General features: G+C 73.3%; 28 protein-coding genes and 1 pseudogene. 11 read left to right on the top strand and 18 right to left on the bottom strand.

Features of this window, described 5'->3' with window-relative positions; genetic code table 11:
• Positions 1-3: 3 nt before the first annotated feature.
• Positions 4-840, bottom strand: a complete 837-nt coding sequence (locus ACIBJF_RS15280; RefSeq protein WP_399174177.1) for a hypothetical protein — start codon at positions 838-840, stop codon at positions 4-6.
• A gap of 60 nt (positions 841-900) precedes the next feature.
• Positions 901-1,869, bottom strand: coding sequence for a GlxA family transcriptional regulator (locus tag ACIBJF_RS15275; RefSeq protein WP_399174176.1), 969 nt, complete (start codon positions 1,867-1,869; stop codon positions 901-903).
• Between the two features lie 71 nt (positions 1,870-1,940).
• On the opposite strand from ACIBJF_RS15275, the gene ACIBJF_RS15270 reads away from it, so the two are divergent.
• Positions 1,941-2,891: an NADP-dependent oxidoreductase gene (locus ACIBJF_RS15270; protein WP_399174175.1), complete on the top strand. Its 951-nt coding sequence runs from the start codon at positions 1,941-1,943 to the stop codon at positions 2,889-2,891.
• A 154-nt stretch (positions 2,892-3,045) separates the two neighbouring features.
• Positions 3,046-3,426 carry an anti-sigma factor antagonist gene (locus tag ACIBJF_RS15265; protein WP_399174174.1) on the top strand — a complete coding sequence of 127 codons (381 nt, stop codon included), beginning with the start codon at positions 3,046-3,048 and terminating at the stop codon, positions 3,424-3,426.
• A gap of 41 nt (positions 3,427-3,467) precedes the next feature.
• Here ACIBJF_RS15265 and ACIBJF_RS15260 read toward each other — a convergent pair whose 3' ends face one another.
• From ACIBJF_RS15260 to ACIBJF_RS15225, 8 genes are all read right to left on the bottom strand, one after another.
• Entirely contained in the window at positions 3,468-4,415 is a 948-nt protein-coding gene (locus ACIBJF_RS15260; protein ID WP_399174173.1) for a ribose-phosphate diphosphokinase, read from the bottom strand.
• A 40-nt stretch (positions 4,416-4,455) separates the two neighbouring features.
• A complete protein-coding gene (locus ACIBJF_RS15255) occupies positions 4,456-6,675 on the bottom strand; it encodes an ArnT family glycosyltransferase (RefSeq protein WP_399174172.1) in 2,220 nt (739 codons plus the stop codon).
• Positions 6,676-6,861: 186 nt separating this feature from the next.
• Positions 6,862-8,634, bottom strand: a complete 1,773-nt coding sequence (locus tag ACIBJF_RS15250) for a complex I subunit 5 family protein (protein WP_399174171.1) — start codon at positions 8,632-8,634, stop codon at positions 6,862-6,864.
• Positions 8,634-8,981, bottom strand: a complete 348-nt coding sequence (locus ACIBJF_RS15245) for a sodium:proton antiporter (protein ID WP_399174260.1) — start codon at positions 8,979-8,981, stop codon at positions 8,634-8,636. The genes ACIBJF_RS15250 and ACIBJF_RS15245 overlap by 1 nt, the downstream gene beginning before the upstream one ends.
• Positions 8,982-8,989: 8 nt before the next feature.
• A complete protein-coding gene (locus ACIBJF_RS15240; protein WP_399174170.1) occupies positions 8,990-9,727 on the bottom strand; it encodes an MnhB domain-containing protein in 738 nt (245 codons plus the stop codon).
• Positions 9,724-9,987: a hydrogenase subunit MbhD domain-containing protein gene (locus ACIBJF_RS15235; RefSeq protein ID WP_365324943.1), complete on the bottom strand. Its 264-nt coding sequence runs from the start codon at positions 9,985-9,987 to the stop codon at positions 9,724-9,726. Before ACIBJF_RS15235 ends, ACIBJF_RS15240 begins: the two co-directional genes overlap by 4 nt.
• A gap of 483 nt (positions 9,988-10,470) precedes the next feature.
• The gene (locus ACIBJF_RS15230; RefSeq protein WP_399174169.1) at positions 10,471-10,923 is read right to left on the bottom strand and encodes an MrpF/PhaF family protein; all 453 of its coding nucleotides are present in this window, start codon (positions 10,921-10,923) and stop codon (positions 10,471-10,473) included.
• A complete protein-coding gene (locus ACIBJF_RS15225; RefSeq protein ID WP_399174168.1) occupies positions 10,920-11,114 on the bottom strand; it encodes a hypothetical protein in 195 nt (64 codons plus the stop codon). Before ACIBJF_RS15225 ends, ACIBJF_RS15230 begins: the two co-directional genes overlap by 4 nt.
• 240 nt (positions 11,115-11,354) lie before the next feature.
• On the opposite strand from ACIBJF_RS15225, the gene ACIBJF_RS15220 reads away from it, so the two are divergent.
• Positions 11,355-11,912, top strand: a complete 558-nt coding sequence (locus ACIBJF_RS15220) for a VanZ family protein (RefSeq protein WP_399174167.1) — start codon at positions 11,355-11,357, stop codon at positions 11,910-11,912.
• Positions 11,913-12,018: 106 nt separating this feature from the next.
• The gene (locus tag ACIBJF_RS15215; protein WP_399174166.1) at positions 12,019-13,254 is read left to right on the top strand and encodes a lectin; all 1,236 of its coding nucleotides are present in this window, start codon (positions 12,019-12,021) and stop codon (positions 13,252-13,254) included.
• 12 nt (positions 13,255-13,266) lie between these two features.
• On the opposite strand, the gene ACIBJF_RS15210 is transcribed toward ACIBJF_RS15215, so the two are convergent.
• The 3 genes and pseudogenes from ACIBJF_RS15210 to ACIBJF_RS15200 form a co-directional block, all read right to left on the bottom strand.
• Positions 13,267-13,512: a hypothetical protein gene (locus ACIBJF_RS15210; RefSeq protein ID WP_399174165.1), complete on the bottom strand. Its 246-nt coding sequence runs from the start codon at positions 13,510-13,512 to the stop codon at positions 13,267-13,269.
• A gap of 35 nt (positions 13,513-13,547) precedes the next feature.
• Positions 13,548-14,465 (bottom strand): annotated as a pseudogene (locus ACIBJF_RS15205) (DNA topoisomerase IB).
• 4 nt (positions 14,466-14,469) lie between these two features.
• Positions 14,470-15,273 carry an SDR family oxidoreductase gene (locus tag ACIBJF_RS15200; RefSeq protein WP_399174164.1) on the bottom strand — a complete coding sequence of 268 codons (804 nt, stop codon included), beginning with the start codon at positions 15,271-15,273 and terminating at the stop codon, positions 14,470-14,472.
• 166 nt (positions 15,274-15,439) lie between these two features.
• On the opposite strand from ACIBJF_RS15200, the gene ACIBJF_RS15195 reads away from it, so the two are divergent.
• Both ACIBJF_RS15195 and ACIBJF_RS15190 read left to right on the top strand, forming a co-directional pair.
• Positions 15,440-16,483, top strand: a complete 1,044-nt coding sequence (locus ACIBJF_RS15195) for a PHP domain-containing protein (protein ID WP_399174163.1) — start codon at positions 15,440-15,442, stop codon at positions 16,481-16,483.
• Positions 16,484-16,542: 59 nt separating this feature from the next.
• A complete protein-coding gene (locus tag ACIBJF_RS15190) occupies positions 16,543-17,199 on the top strand; it encodes an HAD family hydrolase (RefSeq protein WP_399174162.1) in 657 nt (218 codons plus the stop codon).
• 244 nt (positions 17,200-17,443) lie between these two features.
• Here ACIBJF_RS15190 and ACIBJF_RS15185 read toward each other — a convergent pair whose 3' ends face one another.
• The gene (locus ACIBJF_RS15185; RefSeq protein ID WP_399174161.1) at positions 17,444-18,295 is read right to left on the bottom strand and encodes an alpha/beta fold hydrolase; all 852 of its coding nucleotides are present in this window, start codon (positions 18,293-18,295) and stop codon (positions 17,444-17,446) included.
• A 179-nt stretch (positions 18,296-18,474) separates the two neighbouring features.
• On the opposite strand from ACIBJF_RS15185, the gene ACIBJF_RS15180 reads away from it, so the two are divergent.
• Together ACIBJF_RS15180 and ACIBJF_RS15175 are read left to right on the top strand one after the other, a co-directional pair.
• Positions 18,475-19,506 (top strand): SDR family oxidoreductase, encoded by a 1,032-nt coding sequence (locus ACIBJF_RS15180; RefSeq protein ID WP_399174160.1) that lies wholly within the window; start codon positions 18,475-18,477, stop codon positions 19,504-19,506.
• A 41-nt stretch (positions 19,507-19,547) separates the two neighbouring features.
• Entirely contained in the window at positions 19,548-19,724 is a 177-nt protein-coding gene (locus tag ACIBJF_RS15175; protein ID WP_399174159.1) for a hypothetical protein, read from the top strand.
• Between the two features lie 96 nt (positions 19,725-19,820).
• On the opposite strand, the gene ACIBJF_RS15170 is transcribed toward ACIBJF_RS15175, so the two are convergent.
• Both ACIBJF_RS15170 and ACIBJF_RS15165 read right to left on the bottom strand, forming a co-directional pair.
• Entirely contained in the window at positions 19,821-21,110 is a 1,290-nt protein-coding gene (locus tag ACIBJF_RS15170; RefSeq protein WP_399174158.1) for an ROK family protein, read from the bottom strand.
• 379 nt (positions 21,111-21,489) lie between these two features.
• Positions 21,490-22,446, bottom strand: a complete 957-nt coding sequence (locus tag ACIBJF_RS15165; RefSeq protein ID WP_399174157.1) for a DUF3626 domain-containing protein — start codon at positions 22,444-22,446, stop codon at positions 21,490-21,492.
• 102 nt (positions 22,447-22,548) lie between these two features.
• On the opposite strand from ACIBJF_RS15165, the gene ACIBJF_RS15160 reads away from it, so the two are divergent.
• Positions 22,549-23,043, top strand: coding sequence for an FBP domain-containing protein (locus ACIBJF_RS15160; RefSeq protein ID WP_399174156.1), 495 nt, complete (start codon positions 22,549-22,551; stop codon positions 23,041-23,043).
• A 34-nt stretch (positions 23,044-23,077) separates the two neighbouring features.
• Here ACIBJF_RS15160 and ACIBJF_RS15155 read toward each other — a convergent pair whose 3' ends face one another.
• Positions 23,078-24,070: a zinc-binding alcohol dehydrogenase family protein gene (locus tag ACIBJF_RS15155; protein ID WP_399174155.1), complete on the bottom strand. Its 993-nt coding sequence runs from the start codon at positions 24,068-24,070 to the stop codon at positions 23,078-23,080.
• Between the two features lie 128 nt (positions 24,071-24,198).
• Between ACIBJF_RS15155 and ACIBJF_RS15150 the strand changes: the two genes are divergently transcribed.
• On the top strand, positions 24,199-24,777 hold the full coding sequence (locus ACIBJF_RS15150) for a CGNR zinc finger domain-containing protein (RefSeq protein WP_399174154.1): 579 nt from the start codon (positions 24,199-24,201) through the stop codon (positions 24,775-24,777).
• A gap of 173 nt (positions 24,778-24,950) precedes the next feature.
• On the opposite strand, the gene ACIBJF_RS15145 is transcribed toward ACIBJF_RS15150, so the two are convergent.
• Complete coding sequence (locus tag ACIBJF_RS15145) at positions 24,951-25,484, bottom strand: TIGR03086 family metal-binding protein (protein WP_399174153.1); 534 nt, start codon at positions 25,482-25,484, stop codon at positions 24,951-24,953.
• 135 nt (positions 25,485-25,619) lie between these two features.
• Here ACIBJF_RS15145 and ACIBJF_RS15140 point away from each other — a divergent pair, with 135 nt between their 5' ends.
• Entirely contained in the window at positions 25,620-26,873 is a 1,254-nt protein-coding gene (locus tag ACIBJF_RS15140) for an aromatic acid exporter family protein (RefSeq protein ID WP_399174152.1), read from the top strand.
• Positions 26,874-26,886 lie beyond the last annotated feature (13 nt).

The following is a 26,886-nucleotide window of genomic DNA, read 5'->3' as shown; positions in this document are numbered from 1 at the left end:
GGCTCACTTGCAGCCGACGCCGTGCTTCAGCCGGGGCCAGGCCTCGACCCCGTCGGGGGTGCGGACGTAGGCGGTCGCCTTGTCGTCCGTGAGCCACAGCCGCCAGTCGCGGTAGCGGTATCCGGTGTCGTGGGCGCCGGCGGGGACGCGGACGTGGGCGCGGTACGGCGCGGTGAGCAGGCCTGTGCCGAGCACGCCCTCGGGGTCGCGGGCGTAGGCCACACCGTGCAGCTCGAGGAAGTGGGCGGACTGCCAGCCGCAGTGTTCGGGGCCGGGCGAGCTGGTGAGCCGGCTCACCGGCACCCTCCTGCCCGCGCGGTCCGTCCAGATCTCCCGGTCTTGCGTGAACCTCGCCGGGAGTTCGGCCGGGTCGCAGGAGGCACTCGTCTCCGGGCCCCAACCCGGCCGGTCCTTCTGGTCCTTGGCCACCACGACCGCCACCTTGGTCCGGCCGTCCACGTCGAAGGAGTACAGGACCCGGTCCTTCTCCCTGCGCTCCACCCGGTAACCGCGGTCGGGCAGGTCCGGCTGGAACATGTCGAAGTACAGGTCGAGCCCCGCCTCGGGCGAGTCACCCCCCTCGGACGCGGTCCATCCGTCGGGTCCCGAGCCCTCGTAGATCTCGCCGTCGCACTCCAGCGCCCGGCCGGCGGCACCGGAGGCCAGGCGCAGGGCGCGCGGGCCGCCGGCGTCGAGCTCCTTGGTGGGCACGTCCAGCGGACCGCGGTACGCAGAGGCCGGAGGGGTCCCCTTCACCACCCGGTCCGGACCGGTGCCGTCGTCGCACCCCGCCGCCGCCACGGCCGCCAGTACCGTCACCGCCACCAGTCCTCTGCGCATGCCCACCCCCTGCCTCGGTGCCATCATCCGGTTCTTCGACGCCGGCGCGGGCCCGAACGTTCAGCGGGTCCGCTGGAACGTCCGCCGGTACGCCTGCGGGGACACCCCGATCGCCGCGTGCAGGTGCTGGCGCAGCGAGGCGCCGGTGGCGAAGCCGACCTCGGCGGCGATCCGGTCCACCGGCAGGTCGCTGGACTCCAGCAGGTGCCGGGCGCGGGCGACGCGCTGCTGGATCAGCCAGCGGCCCGGGCTGAGGCCGACCTCGTCGCTGAAGCGGCGGGCGAAGGTGCGCAGGCTCATCCGGGCGTGGCCGGCGAGGTCGGACAGGGTGAGCGGCTCGTCCAGGCGCTCCAGGGCCCAGGCACGGGTCGCGGCCGTGCTCGCCGCGCCGCTGACGGGGACCGGCTGCTCGATGTACTGGGCCTGCCCGCCGTCCCGGAACGGCGGCACGACACAGCGGCGGGCGACGGAGTTGGCCAGCTCGCTGCCGTGGTCGGTGCGGACGATGTGCAGGCAGATGTCCACGCCGGAGGCGGCCCCGGCGGAGGTGAGGATGCGGCCGTCGTCGACGAAGAGGACGTCCGGGTCGAGGTCGACCTTCGGGTAGCGGCGGCGGAAAAGGTCGGCTACCTGCCAGTGCGTGGTCGCCCGCCGGCCGTCGAGGAGGCCGGCCTCGGCGAGCACGAACGCCGCCGTGCAGATCGAGACGATCCGGGCGTCCGGGTGGATGCGGGCGAGGGCCGCGGCGACCTCGTCCGGCAGCTCGGCGGGGATGTAGGCGGGCGGCATCGAGGTGACCACCACGGTGTCCGCCGTCCGGAGGATCTCCGGGCCGTGTGCCACACCGATGGTGAAGTCGGCGTTGGTACGCACCGGACGGCCGTCGACCGTGCAGGTCAGCACCTCGTAGTGGCCGTCGGCGGCACCGAGGATGCGGCTGGGGATGCCCAGCTCGAAGGGGTAGACGCCGTCGAGGGCGAGGACGACCACCCGCTCCGGGCGCCGGGTGCGCAGCTGCATGTCGGGCATGGCACGATCCTATCGAAGCTTGGCAATCATGCCATTTCCCGGACGGGCGGCGCCCGGCAGGCTGGGTGACCATGAGCGATGTGAACACGATGCGAGCCATCAGCCAGGACGTCCTCGGCGGCCCCGAGGTCCTGAAGGAAGTACGGGTGGAGCGGCCGAAGCCGGGCCCCAACCAGGTCCTGGTCCGGGTCCGGGCGGCCGGGGTCAACCCCACCGACTGGAAGCACCGGGCCACCGGCGGCTTCCTGGGCGAGCCGCCGTTCGTCCTCGGCTGGGACGTCTCCGGCGAGGTCGCTGAGACCGGGATCGGCGTGGCCGCCTTCGCCCCCGGCGACGAGGTCTTCGGCATGCTGCCCTACCCCTACGGACACGGCTCGCACGCCGAGTACGTGATCGCCCCGGTCCGCGCCCTGACGCACAAGCCGGCCGGAATCGACCACACCCAGGCGGGCGCGCTGCCGCTGGTGTCCCTGACCGCCTGGCAGGCGCTGACCGAGCACGCGGACGTCCGGCCCGGACAGCGGGTGCTGATCCACGCCGCGGCCGGCGGCGTCGGCCATGTGGCCGTGCAGATCGCCAAGGCGCGCGGCGCGTATGTGATCGGCACGGCCAGCGCGGGCAAGCACGACTTCCTGCGGGAGATCGGCGTGGACGAGCCGGTCGACTACCGGACGACCGACGTCACCGAGGCGGTGCGGGACGTCGACGTGGTCCTGGACACGCTCGGCGGTGACACCTCCGTCGAGTCGCTGAAGGTGCTGCGGCCGGGCGGTGTCGTGGTGTCGATCCTGCCCGTGGGTTCACGGGAGTTCCACGACGAGGCCGAGCGGCGCGGCGTACGGGCGGTGCGCATGCTGGTGGACGCCGACCGGGCCGGGATGGAGAAGGTCGCGGAACTGGTGGAGTCCGGGAAGCTGAAGGCGACCATCGCCGGGACGTTCCCGCTGGCCGAGGCGGCGAAGGCGCATGAAGTGGGCGACACCGGACGGACGGCGGGGAAGCTGGTCCTTCTGGTCGACTGAGCCGTCATCTCCCGGTCGGCGGAGCGGGGTTACCGGGCGACACGCCCCAAACTCGAAGACATATGTCAATCGAACATGCTCAAATTCCTTCCATCGAGGGTAACTTGACGATCGGGAGACCATCGTCCGGGAGCGGGTGGGAGGTGATGCCGTCGTGCGAGACGAGCCTGCACCACTCACCCGTCACCTCCGCGTGTACGAACACCGGGCGCACACGGTGCTGGAGCTGCGGGGCGAGATCGACCTGCTCTCGGCGACCGAGGTCGGCCCGGTCCTGGACCGGGTCACCGGCCGGCCCGGGGCACGGGTCGTCATCGACCTGCGGTCGGTGGAGTTCTTCGACTGCTCGGGGCTGCGGCTGCTGTACCGGGCCCGCACCCGGGTGCTGGACGGCGGCGGGCAGGTGCACGTGGTGTGCACGCATCCGCTGACCCTGCGGGTCTTCCGGGTCACCGGCCTGTCCCGCTTGCTGCCCCCGCACCCGAGCCTGGACGCGGCCGTGGCCCGGTCCGAGGCCGCGTCCGGCTCGCTCTGAGCCGGGTCACCGCAGGACCCGGGCTGACCTGCCCGGGCGCGCTAGGACTGCTCGAACAGGGCGCTGACCGACTCGCCGTTGTGGATGCGCCGTACGGCCTCGGCGAGGGCCGGGGCGATGGAGAGCACCCGCAGCTTGTCGGTGTGCTCCTCCTCCATGGGGAGCGGCACGGTGTTGGTGCAGACGATCTCCAGTACGTCCGGCTGTTCGCTCAGCCGCTTCAGCGCACCCGCCGCGAACAGCCCGTGGGTGCACGCCACCCGGATCGTCCGCGCGCCCAACTCCCGGAGGCGGTCCAGGAGTTCCAGCACGGTACTGCCCTTGGCGATCTCGTCGTCCAGGACGATGACGTCCCGGCCGGTGACATCGCCGATGACGGAGCTGATGCTCACCCGGTCCTCCGCGAACCGCTGTTTGGCGCCGGCCGCCACCGGAGCCCCGATCAGCCGGGCGAAGGCGGCGGCCTCCTTGGCGTTGCCGAGGTCCGGCGAGACGACCGTGGTGCGGCTCAGGTCGTACTGCCGGAAGTGCGCGGCGAGTTCGCGCAGCGCGTTCAGGTGGTCGACCGGCACCGAGAAGAAGCCGTGCACCTGCGGGGAGTGCAGGGTCATGGCGAGCACCCGGCCGGCGCCGGCCGCCACGAGCAGATCGGCGACCAGCCTGCCGCCGATCGAGATGCGCGGCGCGTCCTTCTTGTCGGAGCGGGCGTAGGAGTAGTGCGGCATGACGACGGTGATCCGGGCCGCGGAGGCGCCCCGGGCGGCGTCGCACATCAGCAGCAGCTCCACCAGGTGCTCCTGCACCGGCCGGACCAGCGGCTGGATCAGGAAGACGTCCCGCTCCCGGCAGTTGGCCTGGAGCTGCACCCCCAGACAGTCGTTGGCGAACCGGCTTATCCGGGTGGGGCTGAGCGGCACGCCGAGGTGGGCGCAGACCTCGCGGGCCAGGTCGGGATGGGCGTTGCCGCTGAAGACGGCGATGTCTCGCACGATCCGCTCCTCGCCTGATCACTGCAGGACCGGGATCATGCTACCGACTGGGGCCGCACTGGTAGAGCCTCTGGGCGCCGGCCGTCCGCGCGTCGCCGGAGGGGGTCGTCCCGCCGTAGGCCGAGGGCGGCACCTCCGTGCAGGCGGACCGCACCCAGGTGGTGATCCGCGCGGCGGCCGTCGTCGGGGTGCGGGCGGAGCCGGAGCCCATGGCGCGGCCGCCGCCCAGCAGCACGTACCGCACCTCGCCGGCGTCGACCAGTCGCCGGAACCCCCTCTGCGTGGGGGACGGCACACGGCCGCTGAAGCCGCCGAGCGGCAGGACGTGGGCGCCGGCCGCCAGGATGTACGGCGAGGCGGTGCTCCAGCTGCCGGCGGCGAACACATAGGCGGCGGAGCCCTGGTGGGCGCGGGCGTAGTCGAGCAGCCGGCGCTGGTCCGCGGTCAGTGCGCCACTGCTTTGGGCGCCGCCGAAACCGCCCCGAGCGCCGGTTCCGGTCCGGCCAGTGCCGCGCACGCCGGCGCCGGCCGGCTGCCCGAACGTCCGGCCGCCGGGCCAGGCCGCCGGGCCGAACCGCCCGGGCCCCGAGCGCGCCGCCTGGAGGCCGCGGCTCATGGCCGACGGCCCGACCGCGCCCATGCGGGACATGCGGTAGCTCGGGTTGAAGACCTGGACGGCCCATGCGCTCGGCGCGAGGAGCAGGGCGGCCAGGGCGGCGGCCGGCCCGGCGAGCGCGAGGCGGCCTGCGGCGCGCGGCCGACCGGGCCGCACCAGGACGAGCAGCACCCCGGCGGCGATGCCGAGCACGGCCACCGCGGGGGCCAGCCAGGGCAGGAACGACGGGAACCGGCCCGCGATGTACGCGCTCCAGGCCGCCGTCGCCGTGACCGCGACCGGCAGGGCCCGGGCGCGGCGGCCGCCGGCCCGGTGGGCGCGCCACATCAGCACGCTGCCGGCACCGGTGAGCGCGGCGAGGGGTACCGCGATCACGCCCATGTAGTACGTGTGGCCGCCGACGCTGCCGGCGCTGAAGACCAGGAAGTACACAGCGAGCCAGGTGGTCCACAGGACGTATCCGGCGCGCAGCCGGTCGGTGCGCGGGCGCCCCCGGCACCACAGCAGTCCGCAGACCGCGGCCACGGCGGCGAACGGGTAGAACCAGCCGGTCTGGGAGGCCAGCGCCGTACCGAACATCTTCGACCAGCCGTTCTGGCCGCCGCCGAACCCGCCGGCGCCCCGTCGGCCGGTCCCCGCTGCGGCCGTGGCCGGGGTGGCCGCGGGTCCACCCGCGTCCCGGACCGGCCCGGCGCCCGGGCCGCCCGCGCCGCCGAGTGCCGGCCGGACACCGGCGCGGCCGCCTGCGCCACCCTGGGTCGCGCTCACGCTGCCCGTGGAGGCCGCGCTGATGCCGAGCGAGGAGAAGCGGTTCAGGAAGTTGTAGCCGACCACCATGCTGAACGCGGAGTTGTTGGTGGTGCCATCCACGTACGGCCGGTCCTCGGCCGGGGTGAGGGTGACGGCGAGCATCCACGACACCGACACGGCGGTCGTCACCAGGGCCGACACACCGAGGTGCAGCAGGCGCCGCCGCAGCGTGAGGGGTGCCGACAGCAGGTGGACCAGGGCGAGCGCCGGCAGTACGGCCCACGCCTCCAGCATCTTGGCCTGGAAGCCGAGGCCGACCCAGACCCCGGCGGCCAGCAGCGGGCGCAGCCGGCCGTCCCGGGCGGCGCGCCCGGTGGCCTCGGCCGCCAGCAGCAGGCACAGCGTGAACGCGGGGTCCTCGACCGCGGTGCGGAACAACCCGACCGCCACGGGGGTCACCAGGAAGGCCGTGCAGGCGATCAGCGCCGCGTTCACCCCCGCCCAGCGGCGCACCAGGCGGTGCAGGACGAGCAGACTGGCCACTCCCTCCAGAACCTGGGGCAGGACCAGCGCCCACGGATGGAATCCGAAAAGCCTCGCGGAGAGCGCCTGCGGCCACAGGAATCCCGGCAATTTGTCGAGCGTGATGGAATTCCCGGGGTCGAAAGAGCCGTAGAAGAACGCCTTCCAGCTCTCGGTCATGCTGCGGGCGGCGCTCGCATAGAACGTGTGGTATTGGCTGTGGTCGATGCCCCAGCAGTAGAGAACGGCGGCGAGCACGGTGAGCAGCAGCAGCACCGGGCGCGCGTACGCGGGCTCGTCCGCCGGTGATCGCCAGGGGGCGCGACGGGCGGCACCGGGGGACGCGGTTGCGTCGAGGACGTTCGTGGCCATGCGCAGCAGTCTTCGTCAACCGCGCGCCTCCACCACGCCGTGACGGCGCCCTTCAAGGAAAATCTCACCACACCCGGGGCATTTCTTTAATCACACAAGATGGAATTTGCAGCGGAAAAGCGCTTCCTTACCCGCGACTGGATTCCGCTGTACACAGCCATCCGACAGCTCTCTCACAGGTGCCGGTCAGCCGCCGAGCACCGCCGGGAGAGCCAGTGCGCCCAGCACCGTGGCGCCCACCAGCAGCCAGGCCACGTAGTCGCCGACATGGCCGGACTGCAGCCGGCGCAGGGGCCGCGACCAGTCGGGGGCGGCGGTCCAGTGCGGCCGGGTCACCGCGAGGCCGGCGAGGCCCACGGCCAGCCCGGCGGAGAGCAGGTCCAGCAGGACGCCGTGCGCCGTCCACTGCGCCGAGGCCTGGGCGCCGCCCGATCCGGCCTCGTTGACGGCACGGGCCACCACGTCGCCGAACCCGGGCACCGCTCCGACGGCGCACGCGGCGGCGAGGAGCACGGCGGGGACCGTCGTCATGGTGTCCGGGATCCGGCGCAACGGTCCGGTCGTCTCCGGCTCCTCCTCGGATCCGCTGGTCTCCAGGTCGGCGTCGGCCTCCTCCGGGCGCGGCCCGAGGCCGAGGAACACCCGTGCGGTGACCCGCAGCACGGCGCCGGCGGTGATCGCGGAGGCGGCCACGTACACCACGGTGAGCGGGCCGCCGACCGCCTCCTCGGTGACCGCCTTGCCGAGCCCCGTACCGAACGGGGGCAGGCCCGCGAGGCCGAGGCCGCCCACGGCGAACATCACCGCGGTCGCGCGCAGTTCACGGGCCCGGCCGTGCAGCGTGTGCTCGTCGAGGCAGCCGTACCGGTCGAGGAGGACGCCCGCGCAGGCGAACAGCGCGGCCTTCACTCCGGCGTGCCCGAGGATGTAGAGGGCCACCCCGTCGTCGCCCTGCGGGATGAGGACGCCGATGCCCACGAGGAACAGGCCCGTGTGGGCGATGGTGGAGTAGGCCAGGAGGCGCTTGATGTGCCGCTGGTACCAGCACATGACGGCACCGGTCGCGGCCGTGAGCGCGCCGAGCGTCACCAGGGCCCGGGTCAGATCGGCGGCGGGGATGCCGCCGGGTCCGGCGAAGACGGTGCCGTACACCCGCCAGACGCCGTAGGCGCCGAGTTCGACCATCACCCCGGACAGCAGCATGCAGACCGGGGTGGGCGCGACGGCGTGGGCGTCGGGGAGCCAGAAGTGGAAGGGCACGGCGGCCGCCTTCACCAGCAGCCCGGTCAGCACGAGGACGAAGGAGGCGAGGACCAGGGTGTCCGCTCCGCCGTGCCCGGCCGCCGTGTCGAGGCCGCGCCCGATCTTCGCCATGCCCAGCTCGCCGGTGCGGGCGTACAGCAGGGCGATGCCCATCAACATGGCGTAGGCGCCGAGGGAGTTGACGATGCCGAAGGTCAGCGCGCCCTGTACGGCCTTCGGGTCGTCGATGCGGTAGCCGGTGAGCGCGTACGCGGTGACGCTCATCAGCTCGAAGAAGACGAACGCGTTGAACAGGTCGCCGGCGATGGCGAACCCGCACATGGCGCCCTGGAACACCAGCATGAGTGCGGTGAAGGCGCCGGGGTGGCCGCGCGGCGGTTCGTCGAAATAGCGCCAGGAGTAGGCGAGTGCGGCGAGCGTCAGCAGGGAGACCAGCGCGGCCATGCCGAGCGAGGGGCCGTCGCCGACCACGACGATGCCGACGCTCTCGCCGTCGACGGGCAGCCATGCGCCGACCCACTCGACCATCGGCGGCGAGGAGTTCAGCAGCAGCACCAGCGCCAGGGCGGCCGTGCCGCCGGAGACCACGAAGCCGATGACCTCGGCGGCGCTGCGGGGCAGATGGCGGCCGGTGGCCACCAGCACGGCGGCGCCGAGCAGGGGGATCGCGACGACCAGCGGGAGCAGATGGTGCATCAGCCGCGCAGCTCCCGGAGTTCGTCGGGGTCGACCGTGCCGTGCCGCTTGGCGATCTGCAGGACGAGGGCGAGCAGCAGCGCGGTGGCGGTGGCGCCGACGACGATGTCGGTGAGGGTGAGCGCCTGCACGACCGGGTCGACCACCGGCCGGGAGCCGGGCTTGATGTCGGAGAAGACGGGTGCGGTGGCGCCGTCCCGGTAGCCGACCGCCAGCAGCAGCACATAGGTGGAGGACTGGCAGACCGCGAGACAGCCGACGGCGTGGATGAGGTTGCGGCTGGTGGCGAGGCCGTAGCAGCCGGTCAGGAAGATGTAGGCGGCGACCAGGTAGGGAAGGACGTGCATCACGGTGGTCAACTCCCGTTCTCCTCCTCGATCTCGACGGCCTGGTCGAGGAAGTTCGCGAGCAGTACGACGACCGCGCTCGCCACCTCCATGCCGATGGCCGCGTTCAGCAGGGGGACGGTGCCGCCGGAGGACAGGGTGTTGAAGGTGCCGTACGGCAGCAGTGTGTTGGCCAGGAACGCGGTTCCGGCCAGGACACCGGCGACGCCCAGCACGAGGTAGGAGGAGACCGAGAGCGCGTCGGAGGTCTCGTAGACGGCGAGCGGGCGGACGCGTTCCAGGGCGCGGTAGTCGGCGCCGAGGTACAGCAGGTGCAGGGCGGTCGCGGCGACGACGCCGCCCTGGAAGCCGCCGCCGGGGCTGAGCTGGCCGTGGGCGATGACGTACAGGCCGGTGACCAGGGCGACGGGCAGCACGATCAGCGCGTAGCGGCGCACCGGACGGGCCACCTCGGCGGGTTGCGGCCGGGCCCGGTGTTCGTCACGGGCCTGGCGCAGCAGCACCACACAGCCGAGCACGGCCGCGAACAGGATGCTCATCTCGCCGAGGGTGTCGTAGGCGCGCTGGTCGAAGTTGACGAAGGCGATGGTGTTGGCGGTGTGCCGGGTGAGGGAGGCGTGTACGGCCCGGGTGCCGTACGGATGGCTCGGGCCGCCGAAACCGGGCAGGTCGAGGCAGGCGGCGACGAGCAGGGCGGCCAGGCCGGCGCCGCCGACGGCCAGCAGGACGAGCCGCAGCCGGCTCACTTGGCACCACCGTCCTCGGAGCGGCCGCGGCGTCTGACCTTGCGCACGCTCAGCATGATCAGCAGCGGGGTGAGCGCGGAGCCGACGGCCAGCTGGGACAGGCCGACGTCCGGGGCCTGGAGCACGGTGAACAGCACGGCGAGGACGGAGCCGAGCACGGACAGCACCAGGGCCTGCCGTGCGGGGTCGCGCTGGACGACGGCGGCGGTGGCGGACCCGGCCATCAGCAGCAGGGCCACGACGATCACGGCATCGTCCATGCCACACCTCCGCTCGCGCCTGCCGACGGTGCGTCAGCCACGGCGTAGGCCTTCGGCCGGAGCGCGGGTACCGGGCCCGCCACCCACTCCGGCGCCCGCCCGGCGAGCGGACGAGCCGGCACGCACCCCGGCGGCCGTTCCTGCCGCGCCTCCGCCACCGCGCACACCCGCTGCCACCCCGCGCACGCCTCGGGCCACGGGCATCCCAGCAGCCAACCCGCGAGCGCCAGGAAGGCGGCGCGCTCCCGCCGGCGCCCCGCGGGCACGTCAGCCATCCCGCCCCACGACAGCCGACCGACCGCTTCGGCCGCCCCGCACCCCAACCGCCCTGCAGGCACACGGGCCACCGCGCACCCCCGCGACCGTCCCAAAGGCGCTCCGGCCGCCCCGCGCCCCCGCCGGCCCACCACCCGCACGGCCACCACGCGACGCCGTGCGAACGCACCCGCGGTCGTCCGCGCCTGGGCTTCGCCCCGGTGCATGTCAGCCACCCCGTACCCCCCGGAAGCCGCCCGACAGGGCGCGTGAGGCGATGACGTTGCCGGTGATCAGGAGGGCGCCGATGACCAGGAGCTTCGCCATGGCGCGGCCGGGGCCGGTGGCGGCGCAGACGGCGGCCACGACCACCGCGCTCAGTGCGGCGGCACTCCAGGTCAGTCCCCAGGCGCTCGGCCGTTCCCCTTCCAGGTCGTCGGAGAGCAGGCGGGCGAAGACGAGGGTGCCGATCGGGCCGAGCAGGGCGAGCAGCAGGGCGAGGTCGACATAGGCCGGGCGGCCGTAGCCCTGGGAGAGCAGCAGCAGGGCCGGGCACAGGGCCGAGGTGGTCATGTTCTGGGCGACGACCCGGCGGGCCGGCGGGCCGGTGGTGACGCCCCACAGGGCGGCCGCCCCTCCCCCGCCCAGTTCGACGGTCGCCGCGAGGATCCAGCCGTTCACCGCCAGGTCACCGCCCGCCGGCCGGCCCGTGCCAGCAGCGCCCCGACGGCCGCCGAGCTCCCGCCGACGACCCACTCCAGGAGGTAGACCGGTGTGATGAGCACCAGCCACAGCAGTATCAGCACCCCCCACCAGCCGAGGAGTTCACCGAGGGCGAGGAGGACCGTGCGGGGGGCCGTACGCCGGGTCATCGACCACCTCCTCGGTCCGCTCTGTACACATGCGCGGCGAAGTGTCCGGTGTGCCGCTCGGGGCATCCAAGCACCGCCGGGCCCGTGGAGGGGCGGCGGCACGCGGGCCCGCAACCGGAGTGCCCCGGGAGCGTGAACGGAAACCCGTCGCGCCCCCCAAGCCGCCCGGGCGACGGCATCCCGGGCCGGTTGCCGGGTAACCGGCCTAAGACTCAGGGCAGTTCACGAGTGGAGGACCCCATGGCCCGTACCCTCCCGCGACTGACCGCGCTGCTGACCGCACCCGGGAAGCGGGCGCGGGCCGCCAAGTCCCGCCGGCCCGCCGCGCGGCACGCGCTGCCCCTCGTCCTGCGGCTCTCGGCGATGGTGGTCGCCTTCGCGTTCATGGTGGTGTTCGCCGTCGTCCTCGCCCGGATCACACTGGAGCCGTCGCCCGCCTCGGCGCATCTGACGCACAGCAATCTGCGCCCCGGCCGCTCTCTGCGGGCCTACCTGGAGCAGGCGCGGACGGTGGACGCGGTGCGGCAGATCGGCGGGAACCTGCTCCTCGGCGCCCCGTTCGGGGTGCTGGTGCCGGTCCTCGCCCCGCGTGCCCGAGGGACGCTGCGGGTGCTGGCGTTCACGGCGCTGGTGATGCTGACGGTGGAGCTGGCGCAGGGCGCGCTGGTCACCGGGCGGGCCTTCGACATCGACGACGTCCTGCTCAACACCGCCGGGGCGCTGCTCGGCCGGCTGCTGCTGGGCCGTCGGCTCGGGCGGGCGGTGCACCGGCGCGTGCGCGAACCGAGGACCGAGTGATCGCCTGACGAGTCGTCAAGTACAGGTCTGCACCAAGGTATTGACGACCTCTTTTCTCACTCCTTAAATCAAGAGGCGTCTCACCCCCCACGCAGAACGGAGAGCCATGGGCTCCTCACGCATGCTCCGCAGATGTCTTCTCGCCGCCCTGTCCGCGGCGCTCGTCGGTTCCGCCGCCGTCGGTCCGGCGCGGGCCCAGGCCGCCGCGCCGGCGGCGGCGACCGTCAGCACCTTCTCCGACAATTTCGACGGGCCGGCCGGCTCCGCGGTCGACTCCTCGAAGTGGACGCTGGAGACCGGCGACAACGTCAACAACCACGAGCGGCAGTACTACACGTCCGGCACGCACAACGCGGCCCTCGACGGCCAGGGCCACCTGGTGATCACGGCCCGCAAGGAGAACCCGGCCGGCTACCAGTGCTGGTACGGCAGCTGCCAGTACACCTCGGCCCGGCTGAACACGGCCGGGAAGTTCAACGCCCAGTACGGGCACGTCGAGGCGCGGATGAAGATCCCGCGCGGGCAGGGCATGTGGCCGGCGTTCTGGATGCTCGGCACGCCCGTGAACTGGCCCGACTCGGGCGAGATCGACGTGATGGAGAACGTCGGCTTCGAACCCTCGACCGTGCACGGCACCATCCACGGCCCCGGCTACTCCGGCTCCGGCGGCATCGGCGCGGCCTACACCCTGCCGAACGGACAGGCCTTCGCGGACGCCTTCCACACCTTCGCCGTCGACTGGGCGCCCGGCTCGATCACCTGGTCCGTGGACGGCAACGTCTACGAGCGCCGCACCCCCGCCGACCTGGGCGGGAAGACCTGGGTGTTCGACAACAAGCCGTTCTTCCTGATCCTGAACCTGGCCGTCGGCGGCTACTGGCCCGGCGACCCGGACTCAAGCACCCAGTTCCCGCAACAGCTGGTCGTGGACTCGGTGTCGGTGACGACGAGCGACAGCGCGAGCGGGGTGCCGATACGCGGCCTGGCCGGCAAGTGCGTGGACGTGGCCGGCGCGAACCCCGCGAACGGCACACCCGTGCAGCTCTACGACTGCAACGGCACGGCCGCGCAGCAGTGGACGGTCGGCTCGGACGGCACGATCCGGGCGCTCGGCAAGTGCCTGGACGTCACCGACAACGGCACCGCGGACGGCTCGACCGTCCAGCTGTGGGACTGCACCGGCGGCCCGAACCAGAAGTGGACCGTCACCGGGGCGCACGACATCGTCAACCCGCAGGCGAACAAGTGCCTCGACGTGACCGGGAACAACTCGGCCAACGGCACCCGCCTGCAGATCTGGACGTGCACGGGCGGCGCCAACCAGAAGTGGACGGTCGGCTGAGCCGCACCGTGCTCAGTGCAGCGTCCAGGTGTACTTGTCCCCGCCGACCCAGCGGACCACGTCCGGGTCGTCCAGGTCGTGGATGGTGACGCCGTACGAGGCGGCGGCCTCCAGTACGTCGGTCACGGTCCTGGCCTCGCCGATCACCTGACCGTCGATCTCCATGATCCGGAAGGGCCGCTCGCCAGGCTTGCCCGGGCACACTCCGAGCACCATGATCCGGGGATGGGAGATGTGGGGAGCTCCTTGTTCGGTCATGCAATAGAGCGTAGAACGCTTCGCGCGCCGACGAGTCATCCGCCGAAGCCGTCCAGAAGATCGAGAACGGCCGCCTCCACCGCGCCCTGCGTGGCCGGGCGCCCGAAGTCCCCGTGTTCCCCCAGCCGGGTGAGCACGGGGGCGATGGTCACACCGTCCTCGAACAGTTCGAAGACGGTCGGGTCGATGGAGGAGGACCGGCACACCGCCGGGGTGTCTCCCAGGGAGTGGCTGACCTCCCGGACGGCACGGGTGACCTGCCGGCGCCGGGCGGTACGGCTCACCCGGCCGCTCTCGGCGGTCACGGCCACCGCCACGGCGGCGAGCACGGTGGCGTGCCAGGTGCGGAAGTCCTTGGCGGTGACATCGGTGCCGGACAGCCTGCGCAGCGCCTCGTTGAGGTCGTCGCTGTGCAGGTCGTGCCAGAGACCGCGCGCGCAGTAGGCGAGGAACCGGTCGCCGCCGTCAGGGCGCCGCAGCAGCGCCCGCGCGACGGTGCGGACCTGGGCGTCGACGAAGGCGCGGACCGCCTCCACCCCGCCCTTGGCCGGATAGCTGAAGGTGATCTCGCCCCGGCCGCAGCTGACGTGCTCACGGAGCATGGTCGTCCGGCCGTACGTCTCGCTGAAGCGGGTGCGCCGGCTGCCGATAGGGTCGGCGCGACCTGCCGTACGTGCTCGTGCTTGGTCTTGTCCTGTTCGGCCCGGAACTGCTCGTGGTACAGGTACTGGCGCCGCCCGGCGTCATCGATGCCGACGGCCTGCAGATGGCCGCTGGGCCAAGGGACAGATCCACACGTCACGCCAGGCGGGCGGGACGGTCAGGGCCCGGATCCGGGCGAGCTCCGCGGGATCGGTGAGGGGCCGGCCTGCGGTGTCGGCATAGCGGAAACCCCGGCCGCAGCGGATGCGCCGGTAGCCGGGCCCGTCGCAGGAACTGGTCCGCAGGCGCATGTTCTCAGGGCCGGCGCCAGTCGTCGCCGGTCAGGTGGGAGCCGGCCTGCGGGCCCATCCGGAGCATGCCGCCGTCGACGCTCCAGGAGGCGCCGGTGACGTACGAGGCGTCCGGGCTCGCCAGGAAGGCGATGACGGCGGCGACCTCACGGGCGTCGCCGGGCCGCCCGAGCGGCACGCCGGGCCGCCGCTCGGTGTGCACGTCGGTGTCCTCCTGGCCGGTCATCGGCGTGGCGATCTCGCCCGGCGCGACCGCGTTCACGGTGATGCCGTACTCGGCCAGCTCCAGGGCCATGACCTGCGTGAGCAGACCGAGACCGCCCTTCGCCGCGCAGTAGGGCGCCGCGCCGACCCGGGGCTGGTGTTCGTGGACGGAGGTGACGTTGACGATCCGGCCGCCGTCGCCCTGCCGGATCATGTGCCGGGCCGCGTGCTGCCCGCACAGGAACGGGCCGACGAGGTCGACGTCCAGGACCCGGCGTACGTCCGCGAGGGTCAGGTCGAGGAAGGGCGTCATGACGCCCGTACCGGCGTTGTTGACCAGGACGTCGAGGCGGCCCAGCTCGGCGCACAGCTCGTCGACCGTGTCGGCGGCCTCGGGCAGCCGGGTGAGGTCCAGCCGGGCGACGGCGGCGCGGCGGCCTGTGCCGCGGACCTCCTCCGCGGTCTCGGCGGCGCCCTTGTCGTCGGTGTGCCAGGTGATGCCGATGTCCAGGCCCGCCTCGGCCAGGCGTACGGCGGTGGCTCGGCCGATTCCGGAGTCCGCTCCTGTGATCAGCGCCGTTCGCTGCACCGCTGGTGCGGGCATGGCAGGCCTCCTTCGCGGTGTGTCACCGGACGCGGTCACCGCAGTACCCGGGGGCGGGGTGGGCAAACGGTTTCGCGCGCCGGGTGCACGGAGGTCCGCGGGGTCGTCGTGGCTCGCCGGGCGGTTCCGCGCGCCCCTTCAGGGCGCCTGGGGGAACCTTGGGTGCATGGATCCCGTGGCCGCTCTCGACCGGATCGCGTTTCTGCTGGAGCGGGCCTTGGCTCCCACCTACCGGGTCAAGGCCTTTCGTACCGCCTCGCGGACGCTGGCCGCCCTGCCCGCGGACGAGGTTGCCTTGCGGGCCGCGAACGGCACCCTGGAGGCGCTGAAAGGCGTCGGGCCCAAGACCGCGCAGGTGGTGCGGGAGGCATTGGCCGGGGAGGTGCCCGGTTACTTGCGGAAACTGGAGGAGGAGGCCGGGGTGTCGGTCGGGGCGGAGGGCGCCGGGGCCGAACTGCGGGCGCTCGTCCGCGGGGACTGTCACACCCATTCGGACTGGTCCGACGGGGGCAGTCCGATCGAGGAGATGGGCCGGGCGGCGGCCGAGCTCGGGCACGAGTGGACCGCTCTGACCGACCACTCCCCCCGGCTGACCGTGGCCCGCGGCCTGTCGCCGGACCGGTTGCGCGAGCAGCTGGAGGTGGTGGCGGAGCTGAACACGCGATGGGCGCCGTTCCGGCTGCTCACCGGCATCGAGTGCGACATCCTCGAGGACGGCTCGCTGGACCAGGAACCCGAACTGCTGGAGCGACTGGACGTGGTCGTGGTGTCCGTGCACTCCAAGCTGCGGATGGACGCCCGCTCGATGACCCGCCGGATGGTGGCCGCCGTACAAAATCCGCACGCCGATGTGCTCGGGCACTGCACGGGGCGGCTGGTGACGGGACGGGGGCGGCCGGAGTCGGAGTTCGACGCGGACGCGGTGTTCGCCGCCTGCGCCGAGTCGGGTACGGCCGTGGAGATCAACAGCCGGCCCGAGCGGCTCGACCCGCCCCGCCGGCTGCTGCGCCGGGCCGTGGACGCGGGGGTGCTGTTCTCCGTCGACACCGATGCGCACGCGCCCGGCCAGCTCGACTGGCAGATCCTCGGCTGCGCCCGCGCCGAGGAGTGCGGGGTGCCCGCCGGGCGGGTGGTGACCACCTGGTCCGCCGACGAGCTGCTGGCCTGGACCCGGGAGGGCCGGGTTCCGGCCCGCGCGGCGGGTTCCTGACCTGGCCGGTGTGGTACCCGGCACGCAGCAGGAACAGCGAGAGCCAGGAGAGGACCCGGATGGAGCGCGCCGCCGTCTTCGACGTCGACGGGACCCTCGTCGACACCAACCACCTGCACGTCGTCACCTGGTGGGAGGCGTTCCGGCAGGCCGGACACGACGTGCCCATGCACGCGGTGCACCGGGCCGTCGGCCTCGGCTCCGCGGATCTGATCCCCCACCTGCTGGGCGATGGCCGCGACAAGGACCGGGACGGGGAGCTGAGCACCGCGCACAAGACGCTGTACGGCCAGTACTTCGACCGGCTGCCCGCCCTGCCGAAGGCCGGGGAGCTGCTGCGCCGGCTGCACCGGGACGGCTGGACGGTCGTCCTCGCCACCTCGGCGAGCGGCGCCGAGCTGGGCGCGCTGCGCCGGGCCATCGACGCCGACGACGCGATCACGGACACGGCGAGCGCGGACGACGTACAGCAGGGCAAGCCCGCCCCGGAGCCCGTGGAGCACGCCCTGGAGCTGGCCGGGGTTCCGGCCTCGCGGGCGGTGTTCGTCGGGGACACCGTCTGGGACATGCGGGCGGGCGGCAAGGCCGGGGTGCGCTGTGTGGGTCTGCTGTGCGGCGGGATCCCCCGGGCCGATCTGGAGGAGGCCGGGGCGGAGGCGGTCTACGCGGACCCCGCCGACCTGCTCGAACGGCTGGACGGGAGCCCGCTGACCTGAGCATCATGGGAGTGGTGCAGGTCACATGAGTGGCCGGAACACCCCGGGGTGGCTGTCCGTTGAACCAGCCGTGGGTACGGATGGGACAGTGTCCCCGGGCCTCACCTTCTGCCCACAGGGACGATCGTTCGGCTGAAGCCCTGTGGAGCCTTTCGCCGAGAGGCGACCGCCATCCGTACTCGCCACCAGACCGCCCCGGTCGTGAATCCCCCGTCACGGCCGGGGCTCTCGCATGCCGGTGTCCTCACCCGGCCGCCACAGCCCGGCCCGCCTCGATGAACTCCCGCAGATCCGCCGTGAGCTGCCGGGCGTGGGTCACGAACAGGCCGTGGCCGCCGCGCTCGTACACCTTCACCGTGCCGTCCGGCACGAGCTCGGCCGCGCGCTCACCGGTGCGGGCCAGGGGCGCCGAGGTGTCGTCGGTGCCGTGCACGACCAGCACCGGCACGCCCAGCGACGCGAGCTCGGCGGCGACGTCGAGAGCGGCGATGACGGCCCGGATGCCCGTCGCCGCGCGCCAGCCGGTGGTCATGCAGCGGTCGGTCACATAGCGGACGTACTGCACAGACACCTCGTTTCCGGGCAGGTGCACGGCGAAGAAGCTGTCGACGCCGGCGGCGAACCAGGCCGCCCTGTCGCGCCGGAACACCTCGAGGTCGGCCCGTACCACCGCCGGGTCGACGCCGTCCGGGGTGCCCGGTGAGCGGACGACACCCGGGCAGATCGCGGCGACGAGAGCGAGCCGCACGACGCGGGCGCTGCCGTGGCGGGTCAGACAGCGCACCGCCTCCCCGGCGCCGACGGAGTGCCCGATCAGGGTGACCTCGCGCAGATCCAGGTGGTCGAGCAGGCCGTGTACGTCGTCGGCGAGGCTGTCGAGGTCGTAGCCGTTCCAGGCGTCGTCGGAGCGTCCGTGGCCCCGCCGGTCCAGCGCCACGCAGCGGAACCCGGCCTCGGCGAGCGGCAGCATCTGGTACTCCCACATCTCGTGCCCGATGTAGGCGCTCGCCAGGAACACGGCCACGGGGCCGGTGGCCGGGCCGTGGTCGACGTAGTGCAGCCGGGTGCCGTCGACCGGGCTCTCGTAGTACGGCATGCGGTGCCTCCTCGGGCGGTGCGGACCAGGTGCGACGCCGCTCGGTCGCGCTGACGTCCCCGATGCTCCCGCCGAACACGGGCGGCGGTCGATTACCTGTCAGGTCATGGCCGGGTGTGCGCGCGCCCGTGCCCGGGTACCCGGCCGGTCCCCGGAGCCTGGGCCGAGAGGAGCCGAAGGTGAGCAGCGCAGCGGGCATCAGGGTCGTCGTCACCGGCGCCACCGGCAATGTCGGCACGAGTGTGGTGCGGTTGCTCTCGGAGGACCCGGAGATCAAGTCGGTGCGGGGACTGGCCCGGCGCACGCCGCAGTGGTCGCCGCCGAAGACCGAGTGGTCCGCGGTCGACATCGGCTCCGAAGAGGCGAACCTCGCCGAGCGCTTCGAGGGCGCCGACGCGGTGGTCCATTTGGCCTGGGCGTTCCAGCCGACGCACGATCCGGCGGTCACCTGGCGGACCAATGTGCTCGGCGGCATCCGGGTGTTCGAGGCGGTCGCCGCGGCGCGGGTGCCGGTGCTGGTGCACGCCTCGTCCGTGGGCGCGTACTCGCCCGGCCCGAAGGACCGCGCGGTGGACGAGTCCTGGCCGACGCACGGCTGGCCGGACGCCGCCTACTGCCGCGAGAAGGCCTATCTGGAGCGCACGCTGGACGTATTCGAACGGGACCACCCCGAGGTGCGGGTGGTGCGCATGCGCCCGGCGTTCCTGTTCAAGTGGCAGTCGGCGAGCGAGCAGCGGCGGATCTTCGGCGGGCGCTTCCTGCCCGGTCCGCTGGCCCGGCCGGAGCTGCTGCCGTTCCTGCCGGACATCCCAGGCCTCAGGGTGCAGGCGCTGCACACGGACGACGCCGCCGAGGCCTACCGGCTCGCCGTGCACCCGGACGGCGCGCGGGGCGCCTTCAACCTCGCCGCGGACCCGCCGCTGGACGCCGCCGTGCTCGGCGAACTGCTGGGCAGCCGCCCGGTACGGCTGCCGCGCACGGCGGCCCGGTCGGCGATCGCCGCGGCCTGGGGACTGCATCTGCTGCCGGCCTCACCGCACCTGTTCGACGCCGTGCTGCGGCTGCCGCTGATGGACTGCGGCCGGGCGCGCACCGAGCTGGGCTGGCAGCCGCGGCGCACGGCGACCGAGGTGGTGCGGGAGTTCCTCGACGGCCTGCAGAAGGGGGCGGGGATGGACACGGAGCCGATGCGCGGGCGCAAGGTCGGCTGACCCGCTGCCGCGCCCGGGCCGAGGGCCGAGGGGAGAACGCCATGGCCGCACAACGAGAGCCGGAGCCGGACCGCGACGAGGGACCGGTCCCGAGGGACATGCCCGACCAGCAGGCGGGCGCCGGCGAGGACCCGTGGGAGGTCCCGCCGGAAAAGCCGCGCGAGGCCGAAGCGACCCCGGCGGAGGACGCACCCGACGCGGACGAACCGCCGGCCTGAGCGGCGGGCAGCGCCGCGCCGGGGGGAGGCGGTGGGTCCTCTGCGGCGCCGTTGCGGCCGGTCGCTCCCCCACCCCAAGTTCCCGGCAACGGTGGTTCAGCGCGGGGCCCGCTGCCGCAGCGCGGTGCGCCACGCCGGCAGGCGGTCCTCGGTGACCGGTTCCGGGCGGCGGCCGCCGCTGGTGAAGAAGTCGGCCAGCGGCAGGATCGCCGCGCCGACGGTGACCGCGTCCGAGCCCAGCCGGCCGAGGTCGATGGTGACCTTGTCGGCCGGATGGCGCAGCGCGTACGTCGTCGCGTGCCGCCGTACCGCCGGAAGGAACCGGGCGCCCAGCTGGAGACCGGCCCAGCCGCCGATGAGGATCCGCTCGGGCTGGAAGAGGTTGATCAGGTCGGACAGGCCGGCCCCGAGGTACTCGGCGGTCTCCTCCAGGACGGCCAGCGCGACCGCGTCGGGCTCGGCGCCGTCCGCCGGATACGCGGCGGCGAGCATGGCGGTGAGCGCGGTCTCCTCGTCGGTTCCCTCGGGCGGCCGTCCGCCCTCCTCCCGCCAGCGGGCCAGCAGCGACTCGGCGCCCGCGTACGCCTCCAGGCAGCCGGGCGCACCACAGCGGCAGCGGCGTCCGCGCACCCGTACGGTCAGGTGCCCCCACTCCACCGCCCGCCCGTGCTCCACCTCGGGTGTGACCACGCAGGCGCCGACGCCGGAGCCGAAGAGCACGACCACGGCGTTTCGGGCGCCGCGTCCCGCGCCGAACCACATCTCGGCCTGGCCCAGCGTCTTGGCGCCGTTGTCTATGAAGTACGGGATCTCGTCCGGGAGCCGGGAGGCCGAGCGCAGCAGCCGCTCCAGCGGGACGGCGTCCCATCCGATGGTCTGCCCGTGGACGACGGCGCCCTGCTCCGGGGTGTGCTCGACGATGCCGGGGACGCCGACTCCGACGCCGAGCAGCCGCTCGGGCACGGCCTGGTCGGCGCCCAGGACCTCGGCGATGCCGTCGCGGATGTGACCGGCGATCACCTCGGCGTCGTAGCCCTGCGGGGCCAGCCGGCGTTCGGTGCGTGCCAGTTCGGTGAGGGCCAGGTCGAACAGCTCTACGCGGACGCGGGTCTCGCCGACGTCGACGCCGATCATCTGTCCGCTGTCCGGGGCGACGCGCAAGAGGGTGCGGGGCCGGCCGCCGTCGGAGTCGACGCTGCCGGCCTCCTCGACCAGACCGTCCGCGATCAGGTCGGCGACCACGTTGCTGACCGAGCCGGAGCTCAGGCCGGTGGCCGGGCCCAGTTCGAAGCGGCTGAGGGGGCCGTCGAAGTACAGCTTCTGCAGCACCGCCGTACGGTTGCCCCGCCTGAGGTCGCGCACCGTGCGCCCATTACGCCCCGCCATGCCGCTCCCTTCACGAACCCTGCCCGACCTGCAACATACCCCTTCGACCGGGCGGAACGCGAGATTCTCCCAACCCTTAGTTCATTATCTGAGCTAAGTGGCTCGCGCAGTTCGTCCCTTCGGAACGCGGTCCCGACCCGCGCCCGGGTTCAGCCCGCCGCATACGTCCTCCACGTAACGCCCTTTCGCCACCCGCCTGTCCGCCCACCCCCCAACCCTCGCATCGGAGTCCCGCGGTTCCCAGACCTCGTCGGCCTTTGCGGCGACGCGGTGCGGGACCGTCGGGGGGCGCCGCAGGCGAAGTACAAGAGCGCGGGCGGGAGTTCGGCGCCCGCGGCACGGGCCGCGACGCGGTCGGCGCCACGGCGTGCAGGGCCGTCTACGCCGCGCCGGAAGAGGCCGCAGCCGATGGCCCCGGGCCGGGAGAGGTCGCCGTGTCGCGGTCGGTGCCGCGGGACGTGGCCGCGGGCCGGTACGCCGTGCCCGCGCCCGCCGGGGCGCCGAAGCGGGCCAGTGTGTGCCAGACCATCTTCAGGTCCTGCAGGTCGTACCGACCGGTGCGGGCCGCGTCGCCGATGACGCGCGGGGTCAGCAGGCCGCGCTCGGCGATCAGGGTGCCGAGGTCGGCGTACTCCGGACCCCGGTAGTCGGCGTGGCGGCGCAGCGCGGTGACGGTGAGCCGGTAGCCGGGGTGCCACTCCAGAGGGAAGGGCAGGCGCCGGGCCGCCGTCTCGACCGGGGTGCCGCGGTAGCTCGCGTCGAGCACGATCGCCTCCACGTCCCGGGCGAGCAGCACCCCGGCGTGCACGTGGCTCTCGATGTAGTCGTTGAGGGGATCCTGCTCGTCCGCGTCCGCGTCCGCGAGCGCGATCAGCGGCATCGCCGTGGCCATGCCGAAGTCGGTGGGCTCGGCCGCGCTGTCCGGGTAGCAGAAGGTGGCCCGGCGCAGGACCGCTCCGGCGAGCCTGAGGTGCGAGGAGCCGAAGCGCGGGGCGGCGCCGACGACCTGGTGGCGGAAGTTCAGGGCACCGTACAGCGGACGCTCGACCGGCGCCGCGTCGTCGTACACGCCGCCGAAGATCCGGCTCTCCCAGCGTGTCCGGTCGCCTCCCGGGTGCGCGGTGAGGCCGCCGTTGCCGGTGCCGGTGACGAACTGCGAGTGGTACGCGCCGTCCCGGGCCAGTGCCTCGAGGATCGGCATTCCGGCCGAGATACGGTCAGGGTGGAAGTTGAGGGTGATGCGCAGGCCGGGGTCGACCGGTGGGCCGCTCACCCCGGCGGCGACATGGTCGAGCGCCCGTCGGGCGCGCGGTGGCAACCCCTGCCGGAAATCCATTGGCCCACCCTCCCCTTGGCTACCTAGGCTAGCCATGGACCTAGACCCATTAGGTTCCTGTCCCACCAGGTACACGGCGACGAATCCGGAAGGACTCTCCCCATGAGATCGCTCACCGAGCAGGAGATCCGCAACTCCTTTGTCAACTGCTCCAAGGGAGAGGCCAAGCGGCTGACGGTGCCACGGGATCTCGGCGAACGTCCGTGGGGGGACCTGGACTTCCTCGGCTGGGGGGATCCGGGAGCGCCCGACCGCAGCTATCTCGTCACCGAACGGGGCGACCGGCTCGTCGGCGTCGCCCTGCGCTTCCAGGCCTCGCAGCGCGGGTTTCTGCACCGCAGCATGTGCTCGGTGTGTCTGACCACACATCCCGGCGGCGGGGTGACGCTGATGGCCGCGCGCAAGGCGGGGGCGGCGGGCCGCGAGGGCAACTCGGTCGGCCTGTACATGTGCACCGACCTGGCGTGCTCGCTGTATGTGCGGGGCAAGAAGGTGCCGGAGTCCGGTGCCCGGTTCGAGGAGAGCCTGACGATGGAGGAGCAGATCGCCCGTACGACGGGCAATCTGTTCGCCTTCATCGACAAGCTGTACGCGTGACGACACCGAGAGACCGTCCGCCTGACGGCCCGGGTCACCCCACGCTCAGCACGATCTTGCCTCGGTTGCCCCGGCTCTCCAGCCGCTCGTGCGCGGCCCGCGCCTGCTCGAGCGGCAGCACCGTCTCCACCGGCACCCGGTAGTCGCCCGCGGCCACGCGCTTGGCGAGTTCGCGCAGGTCGGGCCGGGGGTCGTAGCCGTGGATCTGCAGGTTGGTGAGCTGGAAGCCGAGGATCGCGATGTTCTTCGGATAGAAGTCGCGGGTGTCGAGGGTGCTCGGCTCCAGGGCCACGTTGGCGAGGGAGACCACCCTGCCGCCGTGCGCGGTCTCGCGCAGGCTCCGTCCGAGGGCCTGGCCGCCCACGGTGTCGAGGACGATGTCGGCGCCGCGCCCGCCGGTCAGCCGCAGCACCTCCTCGACCTCTCCCTCGTCGGCGTGGCGCGAGGTGTCGACGAGGTCGGAGGCCCCGAACTCCCCGGCCCAGGCGGCCTTCTCGGCCGACCCGGCGAGGGCGATGACCCGGGCGCCGGCCCGGGCGGCGATCTGGACGGCCGCGGTGCCGACTCCGCTGGCCGCGGCCTTGACGACGACCGTCTTCCCCTCGGTGACCCGGGCCAGGCTGCGCAGGCAGTACCAGGCCGAGAGCCAGGCGACGGGCAGGGTCGCCGCCTCGGTCAGGCCGACCCCGTCGGGCAGCCCGACCACGTGACGGGCGTCCACCGCGGCCAACTCGGCGTAGAAGCCGGGCGACTCGCCGCCGCCGAGCGCCATCACCGGCTGTCCGACCCGTAGCCCGCTCACCCCCTCCCCCACCGCCGCGACGGTGCCGGCCGCCTCCGCGCCGGGGATCAGCGGGGGCCGTCCCGCCCGGTGGTAGACGCCGGCGCGCAGCAGCGCGTCCGCCCTGTTCACGCCCGCCGCCGCGATCCGCACCAGGACCTGCCCGGGACCGGGCACCGGATCCGGCACCTCCACCGGCACCAGTACCTCGGGCCCGCCGAACTCCTCGATCCGCACCGCACGCATGACACACCCAACCTGTTCGCAGCCCGGCGCCCACTGCGGACACCGGTTGAAGTGGTGTCACTGTGCGACACTGGTTCAACCAGTGTCAAGACACTCCATGAAGCGGTGTCACACGGTAGGCTGTTCCCATGACCACGCCGACGGACCCCGCGCTCGCCTTCCCCTTCCTCGGTGGCCGTCCCTGCCTGGACTTCGTCGCCACGCTCGGCAAGCGGCACGCCACCCCCGTGGAGCGGATCCCCGACCCCGCCGCCCTGGCCCGCTGGATCGGCGAGGCGGGTCTGGTTGCCGAGGACGGCCCGGTCCCGGTCGCCGTACGCGACCTGACCGAGGCCCGCGCCCTGCGTGAGGCGGTGTACCGCGTGCTGCGGGCGGCGATGGCCGGGCGGGATCCGGACGAGGGCGACGTGGCGCTGGTCAACGAGGTCGCCGCGCGTCCCGACCTCGCGCCCCAGCTCGGCCCCCGGCACTGGACGGCCCGCCATCCGGCCCGTGCCGCCCTGTCGACCGTGGCCCGGGACGCGGTGCTGCTGGTCGGCGGTCCGCTGCTGGAGCGCGTCAAGGAATGCGGCAACCCGGACTGCTCCCTGCTGTTCCTCGACGACTCGCAGGCCCGGCGGCGCCGCTGGTGCTCCATGGAGCGCTGCGGCAATCTCGCGAAGGTCGCCGGCTACCGGTCGCGCAACCGGGCGGCCGCCACCGGGTGAAGGTGGATCAGCACGTCGTGGCCGCGGACGAGCGCGAATGTCGTACGGCCCGTCGGGACAGGCGGTGCCGACGCTGCGGGTCGGCCGAGCCCGCTCCGCCGGTCCCGCGCGGGTGAGCGGAGAGTGCGAGATCTCGTACGTGCAGCCCCCATAAGCCCCACCGAGCCCCGCGGTCAGGCCGTCGGCGGCGCCCACTCCGGGCCGCGGCCGAGGAAGGCGAGGAGGGACGCCGCCGCCCCCTGGGGGCCGTCGGACGCCAGGGCGGGTGCGAAGACGCCGTACTCGCGCAGCCGTGGCACCAGCTGGTCGGCGACCGGCCCCAGGCCCGCCGCCGGCGCTGGTGCAAGTGGCCGGATCCGACCGGTGGCGACGGCGATGTCCCAGGCGTGCACGGCGGCGTCCAGCGCGCCCGCACCGGCGGCCGGCGGCAGGGGCAGCAGGCCCAGCGGCGCCGGTACGGACCCGGCGTCGGCGGGCGGCCCCGCGCAGGCGTCGGCCACAGCGTCCAGGACCTTGTCCAGTTCGGCCAAGGGACCGCCGTGCAGGGCGTCGGCCAGCCGGAACGGGTCCTCGCCCGGCCGTCCGGCACGGAGCACGAGGCCGTACGCCTGCTGGTCGATCCGCGCGCGGTTGAGCACCCGCCGTACGGTCCACTCGGAGCACGGCGCCGGCCTGCCCCAGTCTTCCTCCGGCACTGCGGCGACCACCTCCCGCCGATTAGGCGTGCGCCTGCCGCGCCATCCCGACGCCCTCGGAGGATCACCGCATGAACCCATGCGGACAGTTCCGGTCCGCGAGGGCGGGACGTTCGACCCACCCCAGGAACGGGAACAGGCCAAGGGATGCACGACGTACGGAAGTGGCCCACGGGACTGCGGCGTCTGCTGGAGCGCCGCCGGCAGCCGGTGGTCGTCCAGACGCTGCGGTCGGCGACGGCTGCGACGATCGCCTACGTCATCGCCCTGCGGCTGAGTCCCGAGCCGGCCCCGCTGACCGCGCCGCTGACCGCGCTGCTGGTCGTCCAGGTGACCTTCTACGCCACCCTCACCAACGGCATCCGCCGGGTGAACTCGGTGGTCGCCGGGGTGCTGGTCGCGATCGCCTTCAGTGTGCTGGTGGGACTGACCTGGTGGAGCCTCGCCCTGCTGATCGTGGCCTCACTGGCCGTCGGGCACCTGGTGCGGGTCGACGAGTACGTGGCCGAGGTGGCGATCAGCGCCATGCTGGTCCTCGGGGTCACCACCGTCGGGTTCACCGCCTGGGCGCGCATCGTGGAGACGCTGATCGGCGCGGTCGTCGGCACGGCCTGCAACCTGCTGCTCCCGCCCCCGGTGTGGGTGGACGAGGCGGGCCGTTCGATCGAGGACCAGGCACGCCGGGTGCGGCAGTTGATGCTGCGGATGGGTGAGGAGGCCGCCGGCCGGATCCCCTGGGAGCGTGCGGCCGAGCGGCTGCACGAGGCGCGGCAGCTGGACCAGCACATCTCCCGCGTGGACGCGTCGCTCCGGCAGGCCGAGGACAGCCTGCGGCTCAACCCGCGAGTCAGGGAGGGGCTGCTGCACCGGGTGGTGCTGCGCACCGGTCTGGACACGCTGGAGATCTGCACGGTGGTGCTGCGGGTGCTGGCCCGTACCTTCACGGACCTGGCGAAGGCCCGCGGGGCCGAGGAGCTGTTCCCGCCCCGGGTCGGGGCGACCGTGGAACAGCTCCTGTCGGAGATCGCCGACGCGGTGGTCAGCTTCTCGGTCCTGGTCACCACGCATCTGAGCGAGAACGCCGAGTCGGCGGAGGCCCGACTGTCCGCCGAACTGCACACGGCGGCCGGCACCCGGGACCGGCTGGCCGAGCTGCTCCAGGAGGAGATCGGCAAGGACTGGGCGAACTGGCAGCTGTTCGGGGCGGTGCTGACCGAGACGACCCGGATCATCGACGAGCTCAACACCGAGCACCGCACCCGGCGCCTGTTCGAGGAGCTGGACCGGGTCTCCCAGCGGCAGCGGGCGAAGCTGCCCCGGATGACCCGGGTGCGCGAACGGCTCGGGGTGCAGGAGGAGCTGTGGCGGAACCGTGCGGGGTTCGGTGAGCGTTTTTGGTGAGGAGGGCGCCGGG

This window comes from Streptomyces sp. NPDC050743 (assembly GCF_044456925.1).
GTDB lineage: Bacteria > Actinomycetota > Actinomycetes > Streptomycetales > Streptomycetaceae > Streptomyces.
This window is presented reverse-complemented; position numbering and strand designations above follow the sequence as displayed.

Coding starts and splice junctions, on each gene's coding strand:
- ACIBJF_RS15280 (WP_399174177.1), bottom strand. CDS start 840: ATGCGCAGAGGACTGGTGGCGGTGACGGTACTGGCGGCCGTGGCGGCG.
- ACIBJF_RS15275 (WP_399174176.1), bottom strand. CDS start 1,869: ATGCCCGACATGCAGCTGCGCACCCGGCGCCCGGAGCGGGTGGTCGTC.
- ACIBJF_RS15270 (WP_399174175.1), top strand. CDS start 1,941: ATGAGCGATGTGAACACGATGCGAGCCATCAGCCAGGACGTCCTCGGC.
- ACIBJF_RS15255 (WP_399174172.1), bottom strand. CDS start 6,675: ATGGCCACGAACGTCCTCGACGCAACCGCGTCCCCCGGTGCCGCCCGT.
- ACIBJF_RS15250 (WP_399174171.1), bottom strand. CDS start 8,634: ATGCACCATCTGCTCCCGCTGGTCGTCGCGATCCCCCTGCTCGGCGCC.
- ACIBJF_RS15245 (WP_399174260.1), bottom strand. CDS start 8,981: ATGCACGTCCTTCCCTACCTGGTCGCCGCCTACATCTTCCTGACCGGC.
- ACIBJF_RS15235 (WP_365324943.1), bottom strand. CDS start 9,987: ATGGACGATGCCGTGATCGTCGTGGCCCTGCTGCTGATGGCCGGGTCC.
- ACIBJF_RS15225 (WP_399174168.1), bottom strand. CDS start 11,114: ATGACCCGGCGTACGGCCCCCCGCACGGTCCTCCTCGCCCTCGGTGAA.
- ACIBJF_RS15220 (WP_399174167.1), top strand. CDS start 11,355: ATGGCCCGTACCCTCCCGCGACTGACCGCGCTGCTGACCGCACCCGGG.
- ACIBJF_RS15215 (WP_399174166.1), top strand. CDS start 12,019: ATGGGCTCCTCACGCATGCTCCGCAGATGTCTTCTCGCCGCCCTGTCC.
- ACIBJF_RS15210 (WP_399174165.1), bottom strand. CDS start 13,512: ATGACCGAACAAGGAGCTCCCCACATCTCCCATCCCCGGATCATGGTG.
- ACIBJF_RS15200 (WP_399174164.1), bottom strand. CDS start 15,273: ATGCCCGCACCAGCGGTGCAGCGAACGGCGCTGATCACAGGAGCGGAC.
- ACIBJF_RS15195 (WP_399174163.1), top strand. CDS start 15,440: ATGGATCCCGTGGCCGCTCTCGACCGGATCGCGTTTCTGCTGGAGCGG.
- ACIBJF_RS15190 (WP_399174162.1), top strand. CDS start 16,543: ATGGAGCGCGCCGCCGTCTTCGACGTCGACGGGACCCTCGTCGACACC.
- ACIBJF_RS15185 (WP_399174161.1), bottom strand. CDS start 18,295: ATGCCGTACTACGAGAGCCCGGTCGACGGCACCCGGCTGCACTACGTC.
- ACIBJF_RS15175 (WP_399174159.1), top strand. CDS start 19,548: ATGGCCGCACAACGAGAGCCGGAGCCGGACCGCGACGAGGGACCGGTC.
- ACIBJF_RS15170 (WP_399174158.1), bottom strand. CDS start 21,110: ATGGCGGGGCGTAATGGGCGCACGGTGCGCGACCTCAGGCGGGGCAAC.
- ACIBJF_RS15165 (WP_399174157.1), bottom strand. CDS start 22,446: ATGGATTTCCGGCAGGGGTTGCCACCGCGCGCCCGACGGGCGCTCGAC.
- ACIBJF_RS15160 (WP_399174156.1), top strand. CDS start 22,549: ATGAGATCGCTCACCGAGCAGGAGATCCGCAACTCCTTTGTCAACTGC.
- ACIBJF_RS15155 (WP_399174155.1), bottom strand. CDS start 24,070: ATGCGTGCGGTGCGGATCGAGGAGTTCGGCGGGCCCGAGGTACTGGTG.
- ACIBJF_RS15150 (WP_399174154.1), top strand. CDS start 24,199: ATGACCACGCCGACGGACCCCGCGCTCGCCTTCCCCTTCCTCGGTGGC.
- ACIBJF_RS15140 (WP_399174152.1), top strand. CDS start 25,620: ATGCACGACGTACGGAAGTGGCCCACGGGACTGCGGCGTCTGCTGGAG.